The organism is Stackebrandtia sp., from assembly GCF_035643755.1.
Lineage (GTDB): Bacteria > Actinomycetota > Actinomycetes > Mycobacteriales > Micromonosporaceae > Stackebrandtia.
This window is the reverse complement of the sequence record NZ_DASQPW010000074.1, coordinates 1-17,680: the sequence shown is the minus strand read 5'-3', so window position 1 is coordinate 17,680 and position 17,680 is coordinate 1. Positions and strand designations below refer to the sequence as shown.

Here is a 17,680-nt window from a genome sequence, read left to right as displayed (position 1 = left end):
CGCACCAGGGCCTGCTGCGCCAGTGGTCCGCCGAGGACGAGACGGTGGTCGCCGAGTCCATGCGCGACGCCCAGGTCGACGACATCGCCGACCGCGCGGTGGACGAGCTGTCGGGCGGGCAGCGCCAGCGGGTGTGGATCGCCATGGCCCTGGCCCAACAGACGCCGCTGCTGCTGCTCGACGAGCCGACCACCTTCTTGGACATCACGCACCAGCTGGACATCCTGGACCTGTGCGCCCGCCTCCACCGCGAGCAGGGCCGCACCCTGGTGGCCGTCCTCCACGACCTCAACCAGGCCGCCCGCTACGCCACCCACCTGATCGCGATGCGCGACGGAGCCGTTGTCGCCGAGGGCAACCCGGTCGCCGTGGTCACCGCCGAACTGGTGGAGCGGGTCTTCGGTCTGCGCTGCCGCGTCATCGAGTGCCCGGAGACCACATCGCCCCTGGTGGTGCCCGCCGCGAGGATGGGTACTTAGCCTGAACAGGATGCGACTAAAGTCCCTGAACCCCCGTCGCCGGCGGCGGTAACTTGAATCGGGCAAGGGCGTTTCCAGTGACGCGAAGCGGCGTCGTTTCCACTTCGTGGCGAGGGGCTCTCCCGATGGGCTCGGCGGCAGTGCCGGGGTTGCCGAACCCATCAGTCACACGACCTTGCCCATGGTTGGTAGGTCCTGCCGGTGAAGGGGTCAGGACCTGCCACCAGGCAGTTCGGGGTTCCGGGCCCACAGTCCGGAACCCTTTCTGCTGTCCCCCAACGAATCTCGCGTCCGGCGCGTTCATTTATGACAGTTTTTGTCGCGATACGTTGCGCGGGTTGGCATTCGGAGCCACACGTAGTGTAGTCTTGTCGTAGCACCATACGGTGTATCCAGGCCCTTTCGCTGTGGCAGGACTGGTGCCACCCCGGTCGGCTCCCCTCCCCCGCACTTCGCACATCCGGGGTGGCACCTCACAAAACCCAACGCCGTTCACGCGATGGCCGTGCTATCGTCCTTTAATAGACCGACGGTCGGTTTATTAAAGGAGTCGGCATGATGGCCCGCACCAGGGACGCCGCCGCCCACGCCGTGAAACGGGACGCGTTTCTGGACGCCGCCGCGCAGCTGATGCAGCGCAAGGGTTTCCAGGCGATGACCATCGCCGACGTCCTGGAGTCGACCGGGGCCTCCAAGGGCGCCTTCTACCACTACTTTTCGTCCAAACAGGACCTGCTGGACGGCGTCGTGCAACGGATGCTCGACCAGATCGTCGGCGCCGTGCGCCCGATCGTGGACGCCGAGGACCTGACGGCGCTGGAGAAGCTCGATCGCTACTTCGCCGCGATCGGGCAGTGGAAGAACGCCCGCCGCGAGCTGGTGCTGGCCACGGCGCGGGCCTGGGCCAGCGACGCCAATGCCCTGCCCCGCCTCAAGCTGCGGCTGGCCGCCGGCGACAAGTCGGGGCGGCTGCTGGCGCGGGTGGTGCGTCAGGGCATCGCCGAGGGGCAGTTCGCGCCGTGCGCCCCCGAGGCCACGGGCCGACTGATCTACGCGATCATTCAGGACCTGCAGGACACCCTCATGTCCACATTCGCCACCGACGATCCGCCGCACGAGGACCCCGAGAGCGTTCGGGTGCGGTTCGAGGCGTACGCCGACGCACTGGAACGGCTGTTGGGGGCGCCGCCGGGAACGATTCGGCTCATCGACGACGACACGTTCGACGAGTGGTTCCGCCGCTGAACGCCCCGCCCCATCCACATTCTCTAGACAAGGTCAACGCTCATGTCATCTCAAGAACTCTGCCTCCCCCTCGACTCGGCGGAGGCCGTCCTGGAAACCGTCGGCGGCAAGGGCGCCTCGCTGGCCGTGATGGCCCGCGCGGGACTGCCCGTGCCGCAAGGGTTCCACCTCACCACCGCCGCGTATCGGAGCTTCGTGGACGCCGGAGGCGCCGCCGAGGCGATCGCGGAGATTGTGGCCGATGTGGACGCCACCGATCCCGCGGCCCTGCGGGAGGCCTCGGCGCGGATTCAGCCGCTGTTCACCGACGGCGAGCTGCCCGGCGACATCGCCCGCGCGATCGCCGCGGCGTACGCGCCCATGGACGGCGCGGCCGTGGCGGTGCGGTCGTCGGCAACCGCCGAGGACCTGCCCGAGGCGTCGTTCGCCGGGCAGATGGACTCGTTCCTCAACGTCTCGGGAACCGAGGCCGTGATCGAGGCGGTGCGGCGGTGCTGGGCGTCATTGTGGACCGACCGGGCCATCGAATACCGTGCGCGGCACGCGATCGGGTCGGCGGACGTGACGCTGGCGGTGGTGGTGCAGCGGCTGGTGGCGGCCGAGTCGTCGGGGGTGATGTTCACCGCCAACCCCGTCACGGGCGACGCGGGGCAGACGCTGATCAACGCCACCTGGGGACTGGGCGAATCGCTGGTGGGCGGCGGGGTGACGCCCGACTCCTATGTGGTGGACACCGACAGCGGCGCCGTCACCCGGCGCGAGATCGGCGACAAGGCCGTGGAGACGGTGCGCACCGCCACCTCCACCGTGGAACGCGACGTCCCCGAGGAGCGGCGGCGCCGCGCCGTGCTTCCCGACGCCGAGCTGAAGACCTTGGCGGACATCGGTTCGCGGATCGCGGGGCTGTACGGGCTGCCGATGGACGTGGAGTGGGCGCGCGACGGCGCGGGCTTCCAGATCGTGCAGGCCCGCCCGATCACCACGCTGCCGGCAACCCGCGAGGTGTGGAACGACTCGCGCGACGGCGACTACCTGTGGACCTCGGCGAACCTCGGCGAGGCGATTCCCAGCGTCATGACGCCCATCTCGTTCGAGTTCATGAAGATCTTCATGGCCGACGCCATGGCCCTGGCCGCGCTGGGGCCGCACCGGCTCAGCGGCAACATCGGCGGCCGCTTCTACATGAACATGTCCATGATGGACGCCCTCGGCTCGGCGCTGGGGATCTCCCGGTTCATGAACAGCGCCCTGGAGCTGGCCTTCGGCAAGCGCCCCGGAAACATCACCGCGCCGCGGCTTCCGATGGGGCGCTTGAAACTGCTGCGCCTGGCGATCCCCGAGGCGAAACGGTTCACCTCGATCGTGCGCGGCTACCAGAAGGGCTTCGACGAACGCGTCGCCACGTTCCCGCGGCGCGTCGACGACGCGCTGGCCGCCATCGCCGCCGCCGACGACCCGCGCGAGCTGGCGCGGCTGTGGACCGACACCGTCAAGGACCTGCTGCACGACGGCGGGCGGCTGCTGGCGGCGGGCTCGCGGATCAACGGGGCCGCGCTGGTGCGCATCCGTCCCTGGCTGCACAAGCGGGTGTCCGAATCGGACGCCAGTGCCCTGCTCACCGGCCTGCACTCCGAGCAGAACGCGCTGGCCAGCCTGGGGCCGCTGATCGGGCTGTGGCAGCTGTCGCGCGGCGACATCGACCGCGCCACCTTCGCCGACCGGTGGGGGCACCGCTGCCCCGACGAGTTCGAGGTGTCGGTGCCGCGCCCCACCGAGGACCCCGCGTGGATCGACCGCCAGCTGGAGGGCCTGCGCGACGCCGTCGACGTCGGCGAGCTGTTGGAGCGCCAGCGCCTGGCGCGCGAGGGCGCGATGCGCCGCTTCGACGCCGCCCACCCCCGTCAGGCGGCGAGGCTGCGCAAGCGGCTGGCCGCCGCCGCGGGCGGCACCCGGGGCCGCGAGGCGGGGCGCTCGGAGGCGGTGCGTTCCTTCCGGGCGCTGCGGGCCTTCGTGCTGCGGGCCGCCGCGCTCACCGGCATCGGCGACGACGTGTTCATGCTGCACATCCCCGAGCTGCTGGACGTCCTCGGCGGGGCCGCCGCCCCCGCCGAGGCGATCGCCGCGCGCCGCGCCGCCTACGAGCACTACCGCGGCCTGCCGGTGTACCCGACCTTCATCCGGGGACGCTTCGACCCGGAGGCGTGGTCGCGCGATCCCCACCGCCGCACCGATCTGTTCGACGCCGACGCCGAGGCCGCCCCCGCCGCGGAGGGCGTCAGCGGCGGCGCCGGCTCCCCGGGCGTGGTGGAGGGAGTCGTCCGCGTCATCGACGATCCCGCCGACGGCGGGCGGCTCGGCGTCGGCGAGGTGCTGGTCACCAAGGTCACCAACATCGGCTGGACCCCGATCTTCCCGCGCGCCGCCGCGGTGGTCACCGACATCGGCGCCACCCTGTCGCACGCCGCGATCGTCGCCCGCGAACTGGGAATACCCGCCGTGGTCGGCTGCGGTAACGCCACCGGGAGGCTGCGCGACGGCGACCGGGTGCGCGTCAACGGCGACACCGGCGTCGTGGAGGTGCTGCAACACGCCGAATAACCCGGGTTCGGCCGCTGCGCGCCATAGGATGTCGGCCATGACGGGAGCACGAGATTACATACACGTGCTGGCCACGCGGCTGGGCATCGGGGTTTACGACGAGACCTGGTACGACTACCGGATGTCGCTGTTCGAGGCGATCACCGTCCCGTGCATGAAGGCGCAGACCAGCCGCGACTTCGACTGGCTGATCGTGGTGGACAAGCAGATGCCGCCGCTGGCGCGCCAACGCCTGGACGCCGCCATCGCCGGGGTCCCGCGCGCGGAGGTGCTGTCGGTCGAGTTCAAGTCCGATTTCCGCAAGGCCATCGTCGACTGGGGCAAGGACGCGGCGCGGCTGGCGGGCCGCGAGTACATCCTGTCGTCCCGTCTGGACGACGACGACGCGCTGCGGGTGGACTTCTTCGAGCGGCTGCGCTTCGAGGCCGACGACTTCCTGCGCCGCGAGACCGGCAAGCCCCGGCGCGGGGTCTTCTCCTTCACGCTGGGGACCATGTGGGTGCCGTCCACCCGCTTCGGCTACACCCGTTACCACGACAGCCATTCCCTCGGATTGTCCGTTGTGGAGCCGATCGCGACCCACCGCTCGGTCTACTACTGGACGCACCCGGAGATCAAGCAGCGGCTGGCCCCGCAGGGGGCGTACATCCGGGGCGTGGACGGCGACGACATCCGGTGGTGGCTGTATGCCGCCCATCCCCTGGCGGTCACCGACCGCGGCGACAACGTTCGCTACAAGAAGGTCATGGAGCACAAGCACCGCTACCGGATCGACGACGACTTCCTGGCGACCTTCGGCGTGGACGCCTCCGCCGTGGACGCGCTGGCCGAAACGACCGTGCCGCAACAGGCCCCCGACCCCCAACCGCTGTCGACGCGCGCCATGGATCTGGAGCACGAGATCAAGGCCCTCCGGGGCCAGGAGGACGGCGCCGGGATGTGGGAACGGCGCCGCCTGCGCCGCCGCATCGAGGAGCTCCAGGCGGAACGGCGGCGCGTCGGTTCCAACATCGTGGCGTCGGAGCAACCGTAGACACCCCATGCGCGTGGGAATCAATGTGAACAGCGGGTGTACGTGCAAGTACACCCGTACTCCGGGAGGTCGTTCATGGGAATCGCATTTCTTGTCACCAGTCCATACCAGGTATTCCACTATCGGCGCATCGCCGAACACCTCGACGACTTCGCGGTGGTGGGCGAGCGGCGCGACCAGGACTTCGGGCTGTCGGAGAGGTTCATCTCCGAGCACCTGCCGAACACCGAGCTGCTGTGGAAACACCAGGACGACCTGTCCGATCTGGACGGACGCTTCGACATCGTGGTGTGCCAGACGCCGATCCTGCCGCTGAAGTTCCTATCCAAGACCATGGTGGTGGCGCAGCAGTACAGCCTGGCCAAGGAGCGCTATCAGTTCGGCGTGTGGCGCAGTCACGCCGACCTGAATCTGATGTACGGTCCCGAATCCGCCGCGCTGGTGTCGGGCTTCAGTCACGCCGTGTCCTGCGGCAACCCGCTGTTCGACGAGTACCTCGCCGACGGCCGCCCGCCGCTGTCGCGGGTCACCGACAAGCCGCGACCCCGTCTGCTGTACATGCCGACCTACGGCGACCTGTCGTCGCTGCGCGCCACCCTGCCGCGTCTGGCCGCCATGGACGCCGACATCACGCTGAAGCTGCATCACGCCGCCGCCGTCGACGACGCCTCGGGGATGCCGCCGCACATCAGCGTCGTGTTCTCCGACGCCGACCCCGCGGTCCTGCTGCGGGAGCACGACGGGGTGATCAGCGACCTGTCCGGCGCCGCCTTCGACGCCCTGTACGCGGGGCTTCCGGTGGTGCTCACCGGCTCGGCGGACCTGCTCACCGAGGACTACGACCGGCTGTCCGCACGCGAGCAGGACGGCTCGCGGCTGGCGGAGCTCGCCGGGACCTGGGGGGACGGCGACGACCTCATGGAGTCCTTCGCGCGGGCCGAGAAGGCGCTGGAAACCGATGCCTACCAACGGTTCCTGGACGCCACGTTCGCCAACCCCGGTACCGCGGGCGCCGCGTGCGCCCGGGAGATCCAGCGGCTGGCCGCCGACGGCCCGCCCGCGCTGTTCCACGTCGAGCAGGTGCGCGAGACCACCCGGCGCTACATCGATCGCAACCGCAAGCTCGCCACGGCCTCCTCCGCCAAGGCCGCCCGCCCCGAGTCGGGCGGCGGGGGCGCTGTCCGCTCGGCGCGGGCCGTGGTGCAGCGGGTCAAGGACGGCACCCGCGGGGTGCGGCGGCGGGTCGGCCTGGTGCGCAAGCCGCACAAGCGGGCCTTCACGTCGCTGACCCAGTCGCTGTCGGCCGCGCCGCTGTCGGCGGCGACGCCGACGCAGCAGCGGGAGTCGCTGTTCGAGGTGCTGCGCCCGCACGCCGAGGCCGCCGGGCTTCGGCTCGTGCGCGACGGCTCGGCCGTCGGCGCGGCGGTCGCGATGTCCAAGGCGGACAAGCGGCTCCTGTTGAGGGCGCTGCGGGCCGCGGGCCGCGACCACCCCGCGGTGCGGGTGCGGATGGGCTCGGGCAACCACCTGGCGCCCGGCGTGGGCGTCGAGGAGCTCACCTCGCCGGTGCTGGCGCAGGTGCAGTGGCTGGAGTTGGAGCTGGACGACGGCGAGTTCCCGCTCAACCACGGGCGCCGCCTGCCGCTGCACTTCGTCGAGTACGACGAGATGCGCAACCGCTACTTCACCCTCAAGAAGGTGGTGAACCGTCCGGACTGGAGCGAGTGGTTCGGACCCACCGCGCCGCCCGGCCCGGTGATAGCCGCCGACGATCCCCCCGAGCACGCCGCCGGCCCGATCGACGTGGTGTACACCTGGGTGAATTCGTCCGATCCGCAGTGGGCCAACAAGTACCGCTCCTTCGACACCTCCGGCGAGACGCTGCTCAACAGCGCCAACAACGCCGAGCGCTTCGCCAACCGGGACGAGCTGCGCTACTCGATGCGTTCGCTGTGGACGTTCGCGCCGTTCGTGCGCAACATCTATCTGGTCACCGACGACCAGCGTCCGCAATGGCTGGACGTGGATTCGCGGGTCACCGTGGTGCCGCACACCGCGATCTTCCCCGACATCCGAGCGCTGCCGACGTTCAACTCGCACGCCATCGAGGCGAACCTGCACCGCATCCCGGGGCTGTCGGAGAACTTCCTGTACTTCAACGACGACGTGTTCCTGGGCAGCGAGGTCACCGTCGACGACTTCTTCACCCCCGAGGGACTCATCAAGGTGCGGCTTTCGCCGTCGCAGTTCATCTACCGGGGCAAGCCCGAGTCCACCGCGATCCCCACCGACTGGGCGGCGTACAACTCCACCCAGCTGGTGGAGGACGCCTTCAACCGCCGCATCGATCACCGGGTGAAGCACGTGCCGCTCCCCATGTCGCGCGGGCTGGTCGGCGAGCTGGAGAAGCGCTACCCGGACCAGTTCGCCGCCACCCGGGCGGCGCGCTTCCGGTCCACCACCGACGTGGCGGTGCCCAGCATGTTCGCGCCGTACTACGCGATCGCCAGCGGGCGCGCCGTCGAGTGGCCCAACGTCAAGGGCGAGTATGTCTACCTGGACACCGGGCGCGAGGACAGCTACACCCGCTTCAAGCAGATCGTCGACTGGCAGCCGAAGTTCTTCTGCCTCAACTCCACCCGGCACACCGTGCTGGGCATGGGAACGCAGGAGCGCAACCTGCACCAGTTCCTGGAACGGGTGTACCCGTCGGCGGCGCCGTGGGAGCTTTAGGAACCGAAGCCGTCGACGCGGAACTGCATGACGCGGTACGGCCAGCCGGCGTCGGTGTTCCATTGGCTCACCGACAGATGCAGGTTGTCGAGTGTGGAGCCGGGGATGACGTAGCCGCCGTACAGCTGGGCGACGTGGGAGTCGTCCTCCTGGCCCCAGGCCCCTCCCCACAGCAGCGTCTGGCGGTACGCCTCGTACAGATTGGACGTCGGGGTGTCCATGATCATGCCGTCGATGCGGTAGTCGCCGGCGTTGAACCAGGTCAGCACCCACTTGCCGCCCAGGGGGCGCAGGGACATCTCGCCGAACGCGCCCTCCAGGATCGGGGTGCAGTCGTTGCCCCAGGCCCAGTTGCCGTCCCGGTAGCCCCAGGGCTCGTAGGCGTTGGGGTCGGCGATGTTGTCGGCCCTGACGCGCTTGAGGATGATCGGCTTGTCCCGCTGGAAGCCGGTGGAGTAGACGTACACGTACCCGTCGTCGCCCAGCCCCCACGTGAGCAGCTGGAACAGGCCGCCGTTCAGGTTCGGGTCGAACTTGGCGCCGGTGTGGGTCCAGGTGGCGCCGGAGTCGTCGGAGCGCCAGATCTCCGTCCACACCACGTTTCCCAGGCCCTTGTTCACCATGGCGTGCAGGTACATGGTGCCGCCGATGGTGATCACGTCGGACGGCAGCACGGTGGAGAAGACGTCGTTGTCGTGCTGGTAGGCCCACAGCTGCTGGGCGGTGTCGCCGCCGACCGCGCCGGACCAGGTGACGCCCGCGTTCAGGTCGGAGGTGTCGGACCACAGCGCCACCGGCGAGCGCCAGTCGCCGCCGCCCACCGCGGCGTTTTCGAAGGTGTCGCCGAAGACGAACAGCGTCCGGCCGTCGGGGCAGGCCGCCGGAATGCCCAGGTCGGTGGCCTCCATGCGGTAGGAGGTGGTGAGGCCGGGGCCGGTGAGATCGCCGATCTTCCTGCTGGCGACGGCCCTGGTGCCGGAGTCGGCGTGGGCCGCGCCGCCACCCGAAAGCACTCCTCCCCCGGCCGCCAGGGCCGCGGCCTTCACCAGGGAGCGTCGGGACATACGCATGGTTCACTCCTTTGTGGGAGGTCGAACCTAGCCGGTCGGCGCATATTGCTTCCATAAGCGCACTGAGCGTCTCCCGTTCACCCGGGCGTCACCTAGCGGCCGCCGTCGGCGCCTACGGTGGCGGCATGGCGACTGCCTCCTCGGATGGATGGTTCGCCCCACGGCCTTCCACCGTCACCGGTTCCCCGTCCCCCGATCTGACCGTCGAGTGGCGCGGTCGCACGTACCCCGCGGCCCCCGTCGCCTCCGGCGCCGCCTTCGAGTTGTTCGCCGACGACCCGGACGCCGGTTTCCTACCCAACCCCCGAGCCGGCGCGGCCCACCCCTACCGCTGGTTCGCCCACGCCCGCGACGTCCGCGGCGACGGGGCCCCGGTGCTGGCCGCCCCGGACCCGCCGCTGCTGGCGCCGCTGGGCGACGGGCTGGACGCCGCGGCGATCCAGGGGCTCGGCCAGTCGCCGTACGGGGGCAGGGCCGAGCACGAGCTGCTGGCGGCGGTGCGCGAGACCGCGCGCGTCGTCCCGGGCACCAAGATGATCAAGCCGCTGTCGCCGCACCAGGTGGCCCGGGTGCTCACGTCGGCGCCGCGGGTGTGGGGGGTGTGCTTTCGCGAGCACGACACCGCGCACCTGCGCACGCCCGACGACCGCCGGGTGCTGGACGGCGACCCGCACCCCGGCGACGAGGCCGTGTTCGCGCTGCGCTTTCGGGCCTGCGACGCGGCCGACTTCACCACGCCGTCCATCAGGGACTACGCGGGGCTGGTGTCGATGGCCGGCTCGGACCGCCGCGGCGCGCCGGTCCTGGGCACCGGTTTCCTGCCCAGCCGCGCCGAGCTGATTCCCGAGTTCGTCACCGTCGACATCGCCGACCTGCCGCTGCCCGACCGCAGCGAGCTGCTGGCCTACACCCCCGACGGCTCGGAGATCGTGGTGTACCAGTATCTCAGCGAGCGCGGCGCCTGGACCCGGATGGCGGGTCGACAGTGGAGGGACTTCCTGCACGTGCTGCCCGGGGTGCCGCCGAACCAGGAGGCGTTCCCGGTCGCCAACGCCACCCACATCGGGCTGTTCGGCACCTACTCCGGCCGCCAGTACCCGGCCGTGGCCGACCCCCCGCACGAATACCGGGTGCGCGCCAAGTCCGCCGCCGCCCGCTTCGTGGTGACCAATGTGGTCAGATCACACCTGGTGGGGCGCTGGCGCGACACCGACTGCGTCATCGCGGGCACCAAGGACGACTGGGTCCGCGTCCGCCTGCGCCACCCCGACACCGAGGCCGTCAAGATCACCGACGCCGAGTGCACTGAGCGGGCCGTCTACGAATGCTGGGTCCCGGGCCGCGAACTCGAAGACGTCCAACAGATCGAGCACACCTACGCGGCGACCTGACGGTCACTGCCTGCGGCCGAAGATCCCTCCGCCGCCGAACAGGCCGCCGCCGTCGCCCCCACCGCCGTTGCCGCCGCCGCCATTGCCATGGCCGTTTCCGTTGCCGTGACCGCCGTTGCCGTCGCCCCCGTCACCCTGGCCGTCGCCGGGGTGATCGCCGTTGCCGTCGTCGCCGCCGCGGCTGTCCTGGCTGGCCTTGCCGTTGCCGACCAGGTCGGACGACGGCGGCGTGAACTCGCCGCTGGGGTCGGCACGCCAGCCGGCGCCCAGGATGTCGGCCGACAGGTTCACCGGGAGGTTGGTGGAGCCGCCCGGCACGTAGTTGCTCGGGTCGTCGGGGTCGGCCATGAACGAGGCCACCGCCAGGTTCGGGGTGAACCCCGCGAACCACGCGGTCGAGTCGCCGTCGGTGGTGCCGGTCTTTCCCGCCACCGGGCCGCCCACCTGGCCCGCCACCTGGGTGGCCGTGCCCCAGCTGCCGCAGTCGCCGGTGGCGGCGCCGTAGCCGGTGGGGCAGCGCGCCGCGTCGGTGGCCGCGCGGGCCACGTCCTTGTCGATCACCTGCTTGGTGGTCGTCTTCACCGCGATCTTGTGCCCCGAGGAGTCCTTGATGGACGACACCGGGATCGGCTTGGCGTACAGGCCGTCGGCGTCCACCGTGGCGTAGGCGGCGGCCATCTCCAGCGGCGTGGTCGCCGAGACCCCGAGGGTGAAGGCGCCCCAGCCCTTGGCGTTGTCGGCCTGCTGCTGGTCGGACTTGTTGTGCCACGTCAGGCCCAGCTTCTCGGCCATCGCCACGGCCTTGTCGGCGCCGACCTTCTCCTCCAGCTGGACGAAGTAGGTGTTGACGGACTTGCCGAAGCCGCTCCACATGTTCTGCGTGCCCGTCATGGACGAGCTGGCGTTGCTGGGGCACCAGTACTGGCCGCACGCCGAGTCGCCCGATCCGCCCACGTACGAGGAGGTGTAGCGCTGCGGCGAGTAGAAGCTGGTGTCGAGCTTGCGTCCCTGGCTGAGCGCCGCCAGCATGGTGAACATCTTGAACGTCGACCCGGCCTGGTAACCGGAGAAGTCGCCGCCGCCGGTCAACAGCGGGTTGGTGGTGTTGCCGGGCTTGGACCCGTCGGCGCTGTAGTCGCGGTTGACGGCCATCACCTTGATCTCGCCGGTGCCGGGCTGCACCGCCACCGAGCCCAGCGCGTACTGGGAATCCTTGCCCTGCTTGGCGTCGATGGACGCCTGGGCCGTCTTCTGCAGGTTGATGTCCAGGGAGGACACGATCTTGTAGCCGCCGCGCGACAGCAGGCTGAGCCGGTCCTGCGCGGTGGCGCCGAACTGCTTCTGCTTCGACCACCACTGCTCGAAGTACGCGGCGAAGAAGCCGTACTTGCTGCCGTCGGCGCCGTTGGCGTCGCCGGGCACCTTCTCCGGGTGCAGCGGAAGCTTCTTCTTCTTGATGTCGGCGGCCCGGGCCTTGGACAGGGTGCCGGCCGAGACCATGCGCTTGAGCACGTAGTCGCGGCGGTGCTCGGCCGCTCCGGCGTCCCCGCTGATCGGGTCGTACTGGCTGGGCGACTGCACCAGGCCCGCCAGCGTGGCGGCCTGGTTGGTGGTCAGCTTGTCGGCGGTGGTGCCGAAGTACACCTTGGCGGCGGCGCCCACCCCGTAGGCCCCGTGGCCAAAGTAGACGGTGTTGAGGTAGTCGGTGAGGATCTCCTGCTTGGACATCTTCTTCTCGATGGCCATGGCGTAGCGCGCCTCGCGCAGCTTGCGCTCCGGGGTGGTGGCGGTGGCCTCGGCGGCCTCCTTCTCGTTGCGCGCCGTGTACGCCAGCACCTGGCGGACGTACTGCATCGTGATGGTGGAGGCGCCCTCGGACACCGAGCCCGAGGTGAAGTTGGCGACCAGCGCGCGGGCGATGCCCTTGGAGTCGACGCCGTGGTGCTGGTAGAAGCGGACGTCCTCGGCGGCGACCATCGCGTCCTTCATCGGCTGCGAGATCTGGTCGGCCTTGGCCTTGATCCGGTACTGGTCGCCGAAGGTGGCCAGCACGGTCTTGCCGTCCGAGGCGTACAGGGTGGACGATTCGGGGGCGTCGGGGAGCTTGAAGTTGGCCGGCAGGGTGTTGAAATCGTCCGCGCCCGACTTGGTCACCAGCCCCGCGGTGATCACGACGGGCAGAAACCCCAGCGTCACGACCAGCCCCGCGATCACGCTGGTCTTGAGAAACCTCCACACGGCACCCGGCCTGATCCGCACCGCGCCCTCACTGTCCGTCAACTGCGCCACCTCCCCGCAAGAACCTACGTGGGCTAGACGCGTTCAGCGAACTGTAGGTTGCCCTGCGTGGCCACGGTCACCTGACCGGGTGAGCATCACCAGGCCAGCACGACGGCCAGCAGCCACAGCGCCAGCGGCGCCGCCAGGCTCGACAGCACCGCCGCCGAGCGGGCCCGGCCCCGCCAGCGCCAGGCCCCGGTGACCGCCGCGATGCCGAAACCGCAGGCCAGCAACGCGACGAGCCCGAGCCCGGCCCGCCACCACAGGCCGCCGGTGCCGCCGACGTACGCCGTGGCCGCGTGGCTCGAGGCGATCCGGGCGGGCACGGCGGCGTGCGGGTGCTTGGCCGTTTCGTCCCCGATCACCCGCAGGCCCGGAAGCGGCTCGGCGTGTCCCGGCGGCTGGAAGGTTCCGACGCAGCGCGGAGCCGCCCCGCCCGCGCACTCGTGCACCACGATCACGCCGTCGGAGGAGTGACCGGCGGCCATCACGGTGGCCTCGGCTCCGGTCCACGCGAAGAACGCCGCGAGCGCGGCCAGGATGATGAGCCCGGGCAGCGCCACGAGAAGCGAGCGGGGTTCGTCCGGCTCGGACGGCGGCGCGACGACCGCGGGCGGCGGGGCCGGCGCGGTGCGGGATTCGGCGCCGCGCCACATTTCCCGGATCGGTTCCAGGGCGTGTTCCCTGGTCTCCTCCACCTCGGGGGGCCGCGGCGGCGGCGCGGGCGCGCCCACGATCTCCAGCCCCGCCATCAGCTCGCCGGTGTGCTCGGGTCGGGACGTTCCGCTGTTGTCGGACATTCGCCAATTCCACCATCCCAACCGTTCAAACACGGGCATTACACTCACGAAGCCCCTTAACAAACAGGAATCCCGCATCACACTCGGAAGGGAACAATGTCGCGCAACAAGACCCTGAACCGCCGCCAACTGCTGTGGGGTGGCGCCGTGCTGGGTGGCGCCGTCGCGCTGGGCGGCGGAGCCACCGCGCTGGCCGGGCCGATGCTCGATCGCGATAGGCCCAACCTGACGCACGGCGTGCTGTCCGGGGACGTGAACGGCGACCGCGGCGTCATCTGGACCCGCGCCGACCGATCCGGCAAGATGTGGGTCGAGCTGTCGACCCGCGAGGACTTCAAGCACTCGTGGAAGGTGCGCGGCTCGAACTTCATGGCCGCCAACGACTTCACCGGCAAGGCCAGGGTCGACGGCCTGCCCGCGGGAAAGACCATCCACTATCGAGTGTGGGCGGAGGACGAGCACAGGTCGCACCCGCTGACCGGCTCCTTCCGCACCACCCCCGCCGCCGGCCACGACGTCCGCTTCGTGTGGTCGGGCGACATCGCCGGGCAGGGCTGGGGCCGCAACCCCGACATCGGCGGCTACACGATCTTCGCCGACATGGCCAAGTCCGACCCCGACTTCTTCCTGTGCAGCGGCGACTTCTACTACGGCGACAACCCGTTGCGGGAGACGGTGAAGCTGCCCGACGGCCGAGTGTGGAAGAACGTCACCAGCGACGCGAAGTCCAAGGTCGCCGAGACGCTCAAGGAGTTCCGCGGCCAGTACCAGTACAACCTGAAGGACGAGAACCTCTCCGCGTTCCTGTCGACCACCCCGATGATCAACCAGTGGGACGACCACGAGGTCCTCAACAACTGGTACCCCGGCGAGATCCACGACGACCCGAACTACACCATCAAGAGCGTCGACGTGCTGGCCGCCCGCGCCCGCAAGGCGTTCGCCGAGTACACGCCGAACCCCCTGAAGCCCGACGGCGAGGGCCGCATCTACCGCAAGATCTCGCACGGCCCGCTGCTCGACGTGTTCATGCTCGACATGCGCACCTACAAGGACCCCAACACCCTCAACGACTCGCCCGACGGCGGGCGGGTGCTCGGCAAGATCCAGCTGGACTGGCTGAAGCAGGAGCTGGCGCGTTCCAAGGCCACCTGGAAGGTGATCGCCAACGACACGCCGCTGGCCAACATCATCGGCGACGGCCCCAAGAACATCGAGGGCATCGGGCAGCGCGACAACGGCAAGCCCCTGGGCCGCGAGATCGAGCTGGCCGGCCTGCTGTCGTACATCAAGAAGTCCAAGATCAAGGGCCTGGTGTGGATCACCACCGACGTCCACTACACCGCGGCCCACCACTACGACCCGTCCCGCGCGGCATTTACCGACTTCGATCCGTTCTGGGAGTTCATCACCGGTCCGATCAACGCGGGCGCCTTCGGCCCCAACAAGGTCGACACCACCTTCGGCACCAAGGTCGAGTTCGCCAAGGCGCCCGACGCCGACCACCAGAACACCACGCCGCTGGACGGCTACCAGTTCTACGGCGAGGTGGCGATCGACGCGGCGTCCAAGGACCTGACCGTCCGTCTCATGGAGATCGGCGGCAAGGAGCTGTGGACGAAGACGCTCGGCGCTTAAACGCGAATGCGGGGCCCGGCGGGCGACTACTACGATTCTTGGCTATGAGTCATGTTCTAGTTTCGCTCGCCTGGCCTTACGCCAACGGCCCGCGACACATCGGTCACGTAGCAGGCTTCGGGGTTCCCGCCGACATCTTCAGCCGCTACATGCGCATGGCCGGTCACGACGTGCTCATGGTGTCTGGGACGGACGAACACGGCACGCCGATCCTGGTGCAGGCCGACGAGGAGGGCGTGAAGCCCCTGGAGGCGGCGCACAAGTACAACAGGATCATCGTGGAGGACCTGCACGCGCTCGGCATGTCCTACGACCTGTTCACCCGCACCACCACGGGCAACCACTACAACGTGGTGCAGGAGATGTTCACCTCGTTGTACGACAACGGGTACATCATCCCGAAGACGACGATGGGCGCGATCTCCCCGTCCACGGGGCGCACCCTGCCCGACCGCTACATCGAGGGCACCTGCCCGATCTGCGGCTACGACGGCGCGCGCGGCGACCAGTGCGACAACTGCGGCAACCAGCTGGACCCGATCGACCTGATCGACCCGAAGTCGCGCATCAACGGCGAGACGCCGAAGTTCGTGGAGGAGGAGCACTACTTCCTCGACCTGCCCGCCTTCGCCGACGCGCTCAACTCCTGGTTGGACACTCGGGATGCCTGGCGCCCCAACGTGGTTCGCTTCACCCGCAACCTGCTGGACGACCTGAAGCCGCGCGCCATCACGCGCGACCTGGACTGGGGGGTGCCCGTGCCGCTGGACGGCTGGCGGGACCGCCCCGACAAGAAGCTGTACGTGTGGTTCGACGCGGTGGTCGGCTACCTGTCGGCGTCGGTGGAGTGGGCGCGCCGCTCGGGCGACCCCGACGCGTGGCGCCAGTGGTGGCACAACCCCGAGGCCCTGTCGTACTACTTCATGGGCAAGGACAACATCGTCTTCCACGCCGAGATCTGGCCCGCGATGCTGTTGGGCAACAACGGAAAGGGCACCCACGGCGGCAAGCCCGGCTCCCTGGGCGAGCTGGACCTGCCCACCGAGGTGGTCTCCAGCGAGTTCCTCACCATGGAGGGCAAGAAGTTCTCGTCCTCGCGGCGCGTCGTGATCTATGTGCGCGACTTCCTGGCCCGCTACGACGCCGACGCCCTGCGGTACTACATCGCGGTGGCGGGGCCCGAGAACCAGGACACCAACTTCACCTGGTCGGAGTTCGTGCGACGCAACAACGACGAGCTGGTGGCGGGCTGGGGCAACCTGGTGAACCGCTCGGTGGCCATGGCCGCCAAGAACTTCGGCGAGATCCCCGCCGCGGGCGAACTGCACGATGTGGACACCGAGCTGCTGGCGTCCACGAAGGAGGCGTTCACCACGATCGGCGACATGTTGAGCGCCAACAAGGTGAAGGCCGCCGTCGGCGAGGCCATGAAGACCGTCGCGGCGGTCAACAAGTACCTGGCCGACACCGCGCCGTGGAAGCTCAAGGAGGACAAGGACCGCATGGCCACGGTGCTGCACGTGGCGCTGCAGGCCGTCGACGACTGCAAGACCCTCCTGTCGCCGTTCCTGCCGTTCTCGGCCCAAAAGATCCACGAGCTGCTCGGCGGCGAGGGCGTCTTCGCCCCGATGCCCCGCATCGAGGAGGTCGCCGACCTGGACGGCACGGGCGCCATCGGGGACGGCTCGTACTCGATCCTCACGGGCGACTACTCACAGGTCCCGACCTGGGAGTCCCGCCCCGTGAAGGTGGGCCAGCCCCTGGACAAGCCGACGCCGATCTTCACCAAGCTCGACGCGTCCGTCATCGACGAGGAGATAGCGCGGCTGGAGTCGTAAGTAGACGGAGCTTGGTGGCTCCGAGCTTTGACGCTCGGGGCCACCAAGCTCCGTCACCATAAGCCAGGATCGTTGCCCCGCAACGACTCCCTCGATACCCGACCGCCCGCTGTCCCTCCGCCGCCGACGGGGTTCGCCCAGCGACTCACCAAGGCCATGACCGTGTCGACTGGCATCCCGCGCGAGCCACTCCAGAGGTGCCTGCCCCGCAACCGTTTCCCCATTGCCTACCGTCCCCACTCACCCCGCCGCCGAGGGAGTTCGCCTCGGTCAAACCACGACGGCCATGCACACCTCGTTCGAAACCGCCCCGCAACCCCGCCCCCGACTTCTGACTGTCCCCACCCACTCCGCCGCGGCAGAGGGAGTTCGCCCAGCGACTCACCAAAGCCATGACCGTGTCGACTGGCATCCTGCGCGAGCCACCCCAAGGGTGCCTGCCCCACAACCGTTCCCCCCATTGCCGACCGTCCCCTCCCACCCCGCCGTGGCAGAGGGAGGTGTCCTCAGCAGCTCAATAGCGCCGTGACGGTGTCCTTGACCTTCGACAGCAGCTCGTCGGGGACGATGTCGTT

The 17,680-nt window shown here is 69.6% G+C and carries 11 protein-coding genes; 8 read left to right on the top strand and 3 right to left on the bottom strand.

Annotated elements, in window-relative coordinates; translation table 11 throughout:
* The 5 genes from VE172_RS05390 to VE172_RS05370 form a co-directional block, all read left to right on the top strand.
* Positions 1–479, top strand: a 479-nt coding sequence (locus tag VE172_RS05390) for an ABC transporter ATP-binding protein (protein ID WP_324798239.1), incomplete at its 5' end; no start/stop codon positions are given.
* Positions 480–1,034: 555 nt separating this feature from the next.
* Entirely contained in the window at positions 1,035–1,724 is a 690-nt protein-coding gene (locus tag VE172_RS05385) for a TetR/AcrR family transcriptional regulator (RefSeq protein ID WP_324798236.1), read from the top strand.
* A 42-nt stretch (positions 1,725–1,766) separates the two neighbouring features.
* Positions 1,767–4,322, top strand: a complete 2,556-nt coding sequence (locus VE172_RS05380) for a PEP/pyruvate-binding domain-containing protein (RefSeq protein WP_324798233.1) — start codon at positions 1,767–1,769, stop codon at positions 4,320–4,322.
* A gap of 37 nt (positions 4,323–4,359) precedes the next feature.
* Positions 4,360–5,355, top strand: coding sequence for a glycosyltransferase (locus VE172_RS05375; RefSeq protein ID WP_324798231.1), 996 nt, complete (start codon positions 4,360–4,362; stop codon positions 5,353–5,355).
* A gap of 75 nt (positions 5,356–5,430) precedes the next feature.
* A complete protein-coding gene (locus VE172_RS05370; protein WP_324798228.1) occupies positions 5,431–8,088 on the top strand; it encodes a stealth conserved region 3 domain-containing protein in 2,658 nt (885 codons plus the stop codon).
* On the opposite strand, the gene VE172_RS05365 is transcribed toward VE172_RS05370, so the two are convergent.
* Positions 8,085–9,152: a DUF4185 domain-containing protein gene (locus VE172_RS05365; protein WP_349258265.1), complete on the bottom strand. Its 1,068-nt coding sequence runs from the start codon at positions 9,150–9,152 to the stop codon at positions 8,085–8,087. The two genes, VE172_RS05370 and VE172_RS05365, sit on opposite strands and share 4 nt — an antisense overlap.
* Positions 9,153–9,283: 131 nt before the next feature.
* Between VE172_RS05365 and VE172_RS05360 the strand changes: the two genes are divergently transcribed.
* Positions 9,284–10,549: a hypothetical protein gene (locus VE172_RS05360; RefSeq protein WP_324798221.1), complete on the top strand. Its 1,266-nt coding sequence runs from the start codon at positions 9,284–9,286 to the stop codon at positions 10,547–10,549.
* Positions 10,550–10,552: 3 nt separating this feature from the next.
* On the opposite strand, the gene VE172_RS05355 is transcribed toward VE172_RS05360, so the two are convergent.
* Together VE172_RS05355 and VE172_RS05350 are read right to left on the bottom strand one after the other, a co-directional pair.
* The gene (locus tag VE172_RS05355) at positions 10,553–12,829 is read right to left on the bottom strand and encodes a transglycosylase domain-containing protein (RefSeq protein ID WP_324798218.1); all 2,277 of its coding nucleotides are present in this window, start codon (positions 12,827–12,829) and stop codon (positions 10,553–10,555) included.
* A gap of 95 nt (positions 12,830–12,924) precedes the next feature.
* Complete coding sequence (locus VE172_RS05350) at positions 12,925–13,629, bottom strand: hypothetical protein (protein WP_324798215.1); 705 nt, start codon at positions 13,627–13,629, stop codon at positions 12,925–12,927.
* A 96-nt stretch (positions 13,630–13,725) separates the two neighbouring features.
* Between VE172_RS05350 and VE172_RS05345 the strand changes: the two genes are divergently transcribed.
* Together VE172_RS05345 and metG are read left to right on the top strand one after the other, a co-directional pair.
* Positions 13,726–15,267, top strand: coding sequence for an alkaline phosphatase D family protein (locus tag VE172_RS05345; protein WP_324798212.1), 1,542 nt, complete (start codon positions 13,726–13,728; stop codon positions 15,265–15,267).
* Positions 15,268–15,311: 44 nt separating this feature from the next.
* Positions 15,312–17,105 (top strand): methionine--tRNA ligase, encoded by a 1,794-nt coding sequence (gene metG / locus VE172_RS05340; RefSeq protein ID WP_324798209.1) that lies wholly within the window; start codon positions 15,312–15,314, stop codon positions 17,103–17,105.
* The last annotated feature ends 575 nt before the right edge of the window (positions 17,106–17,680 follow it).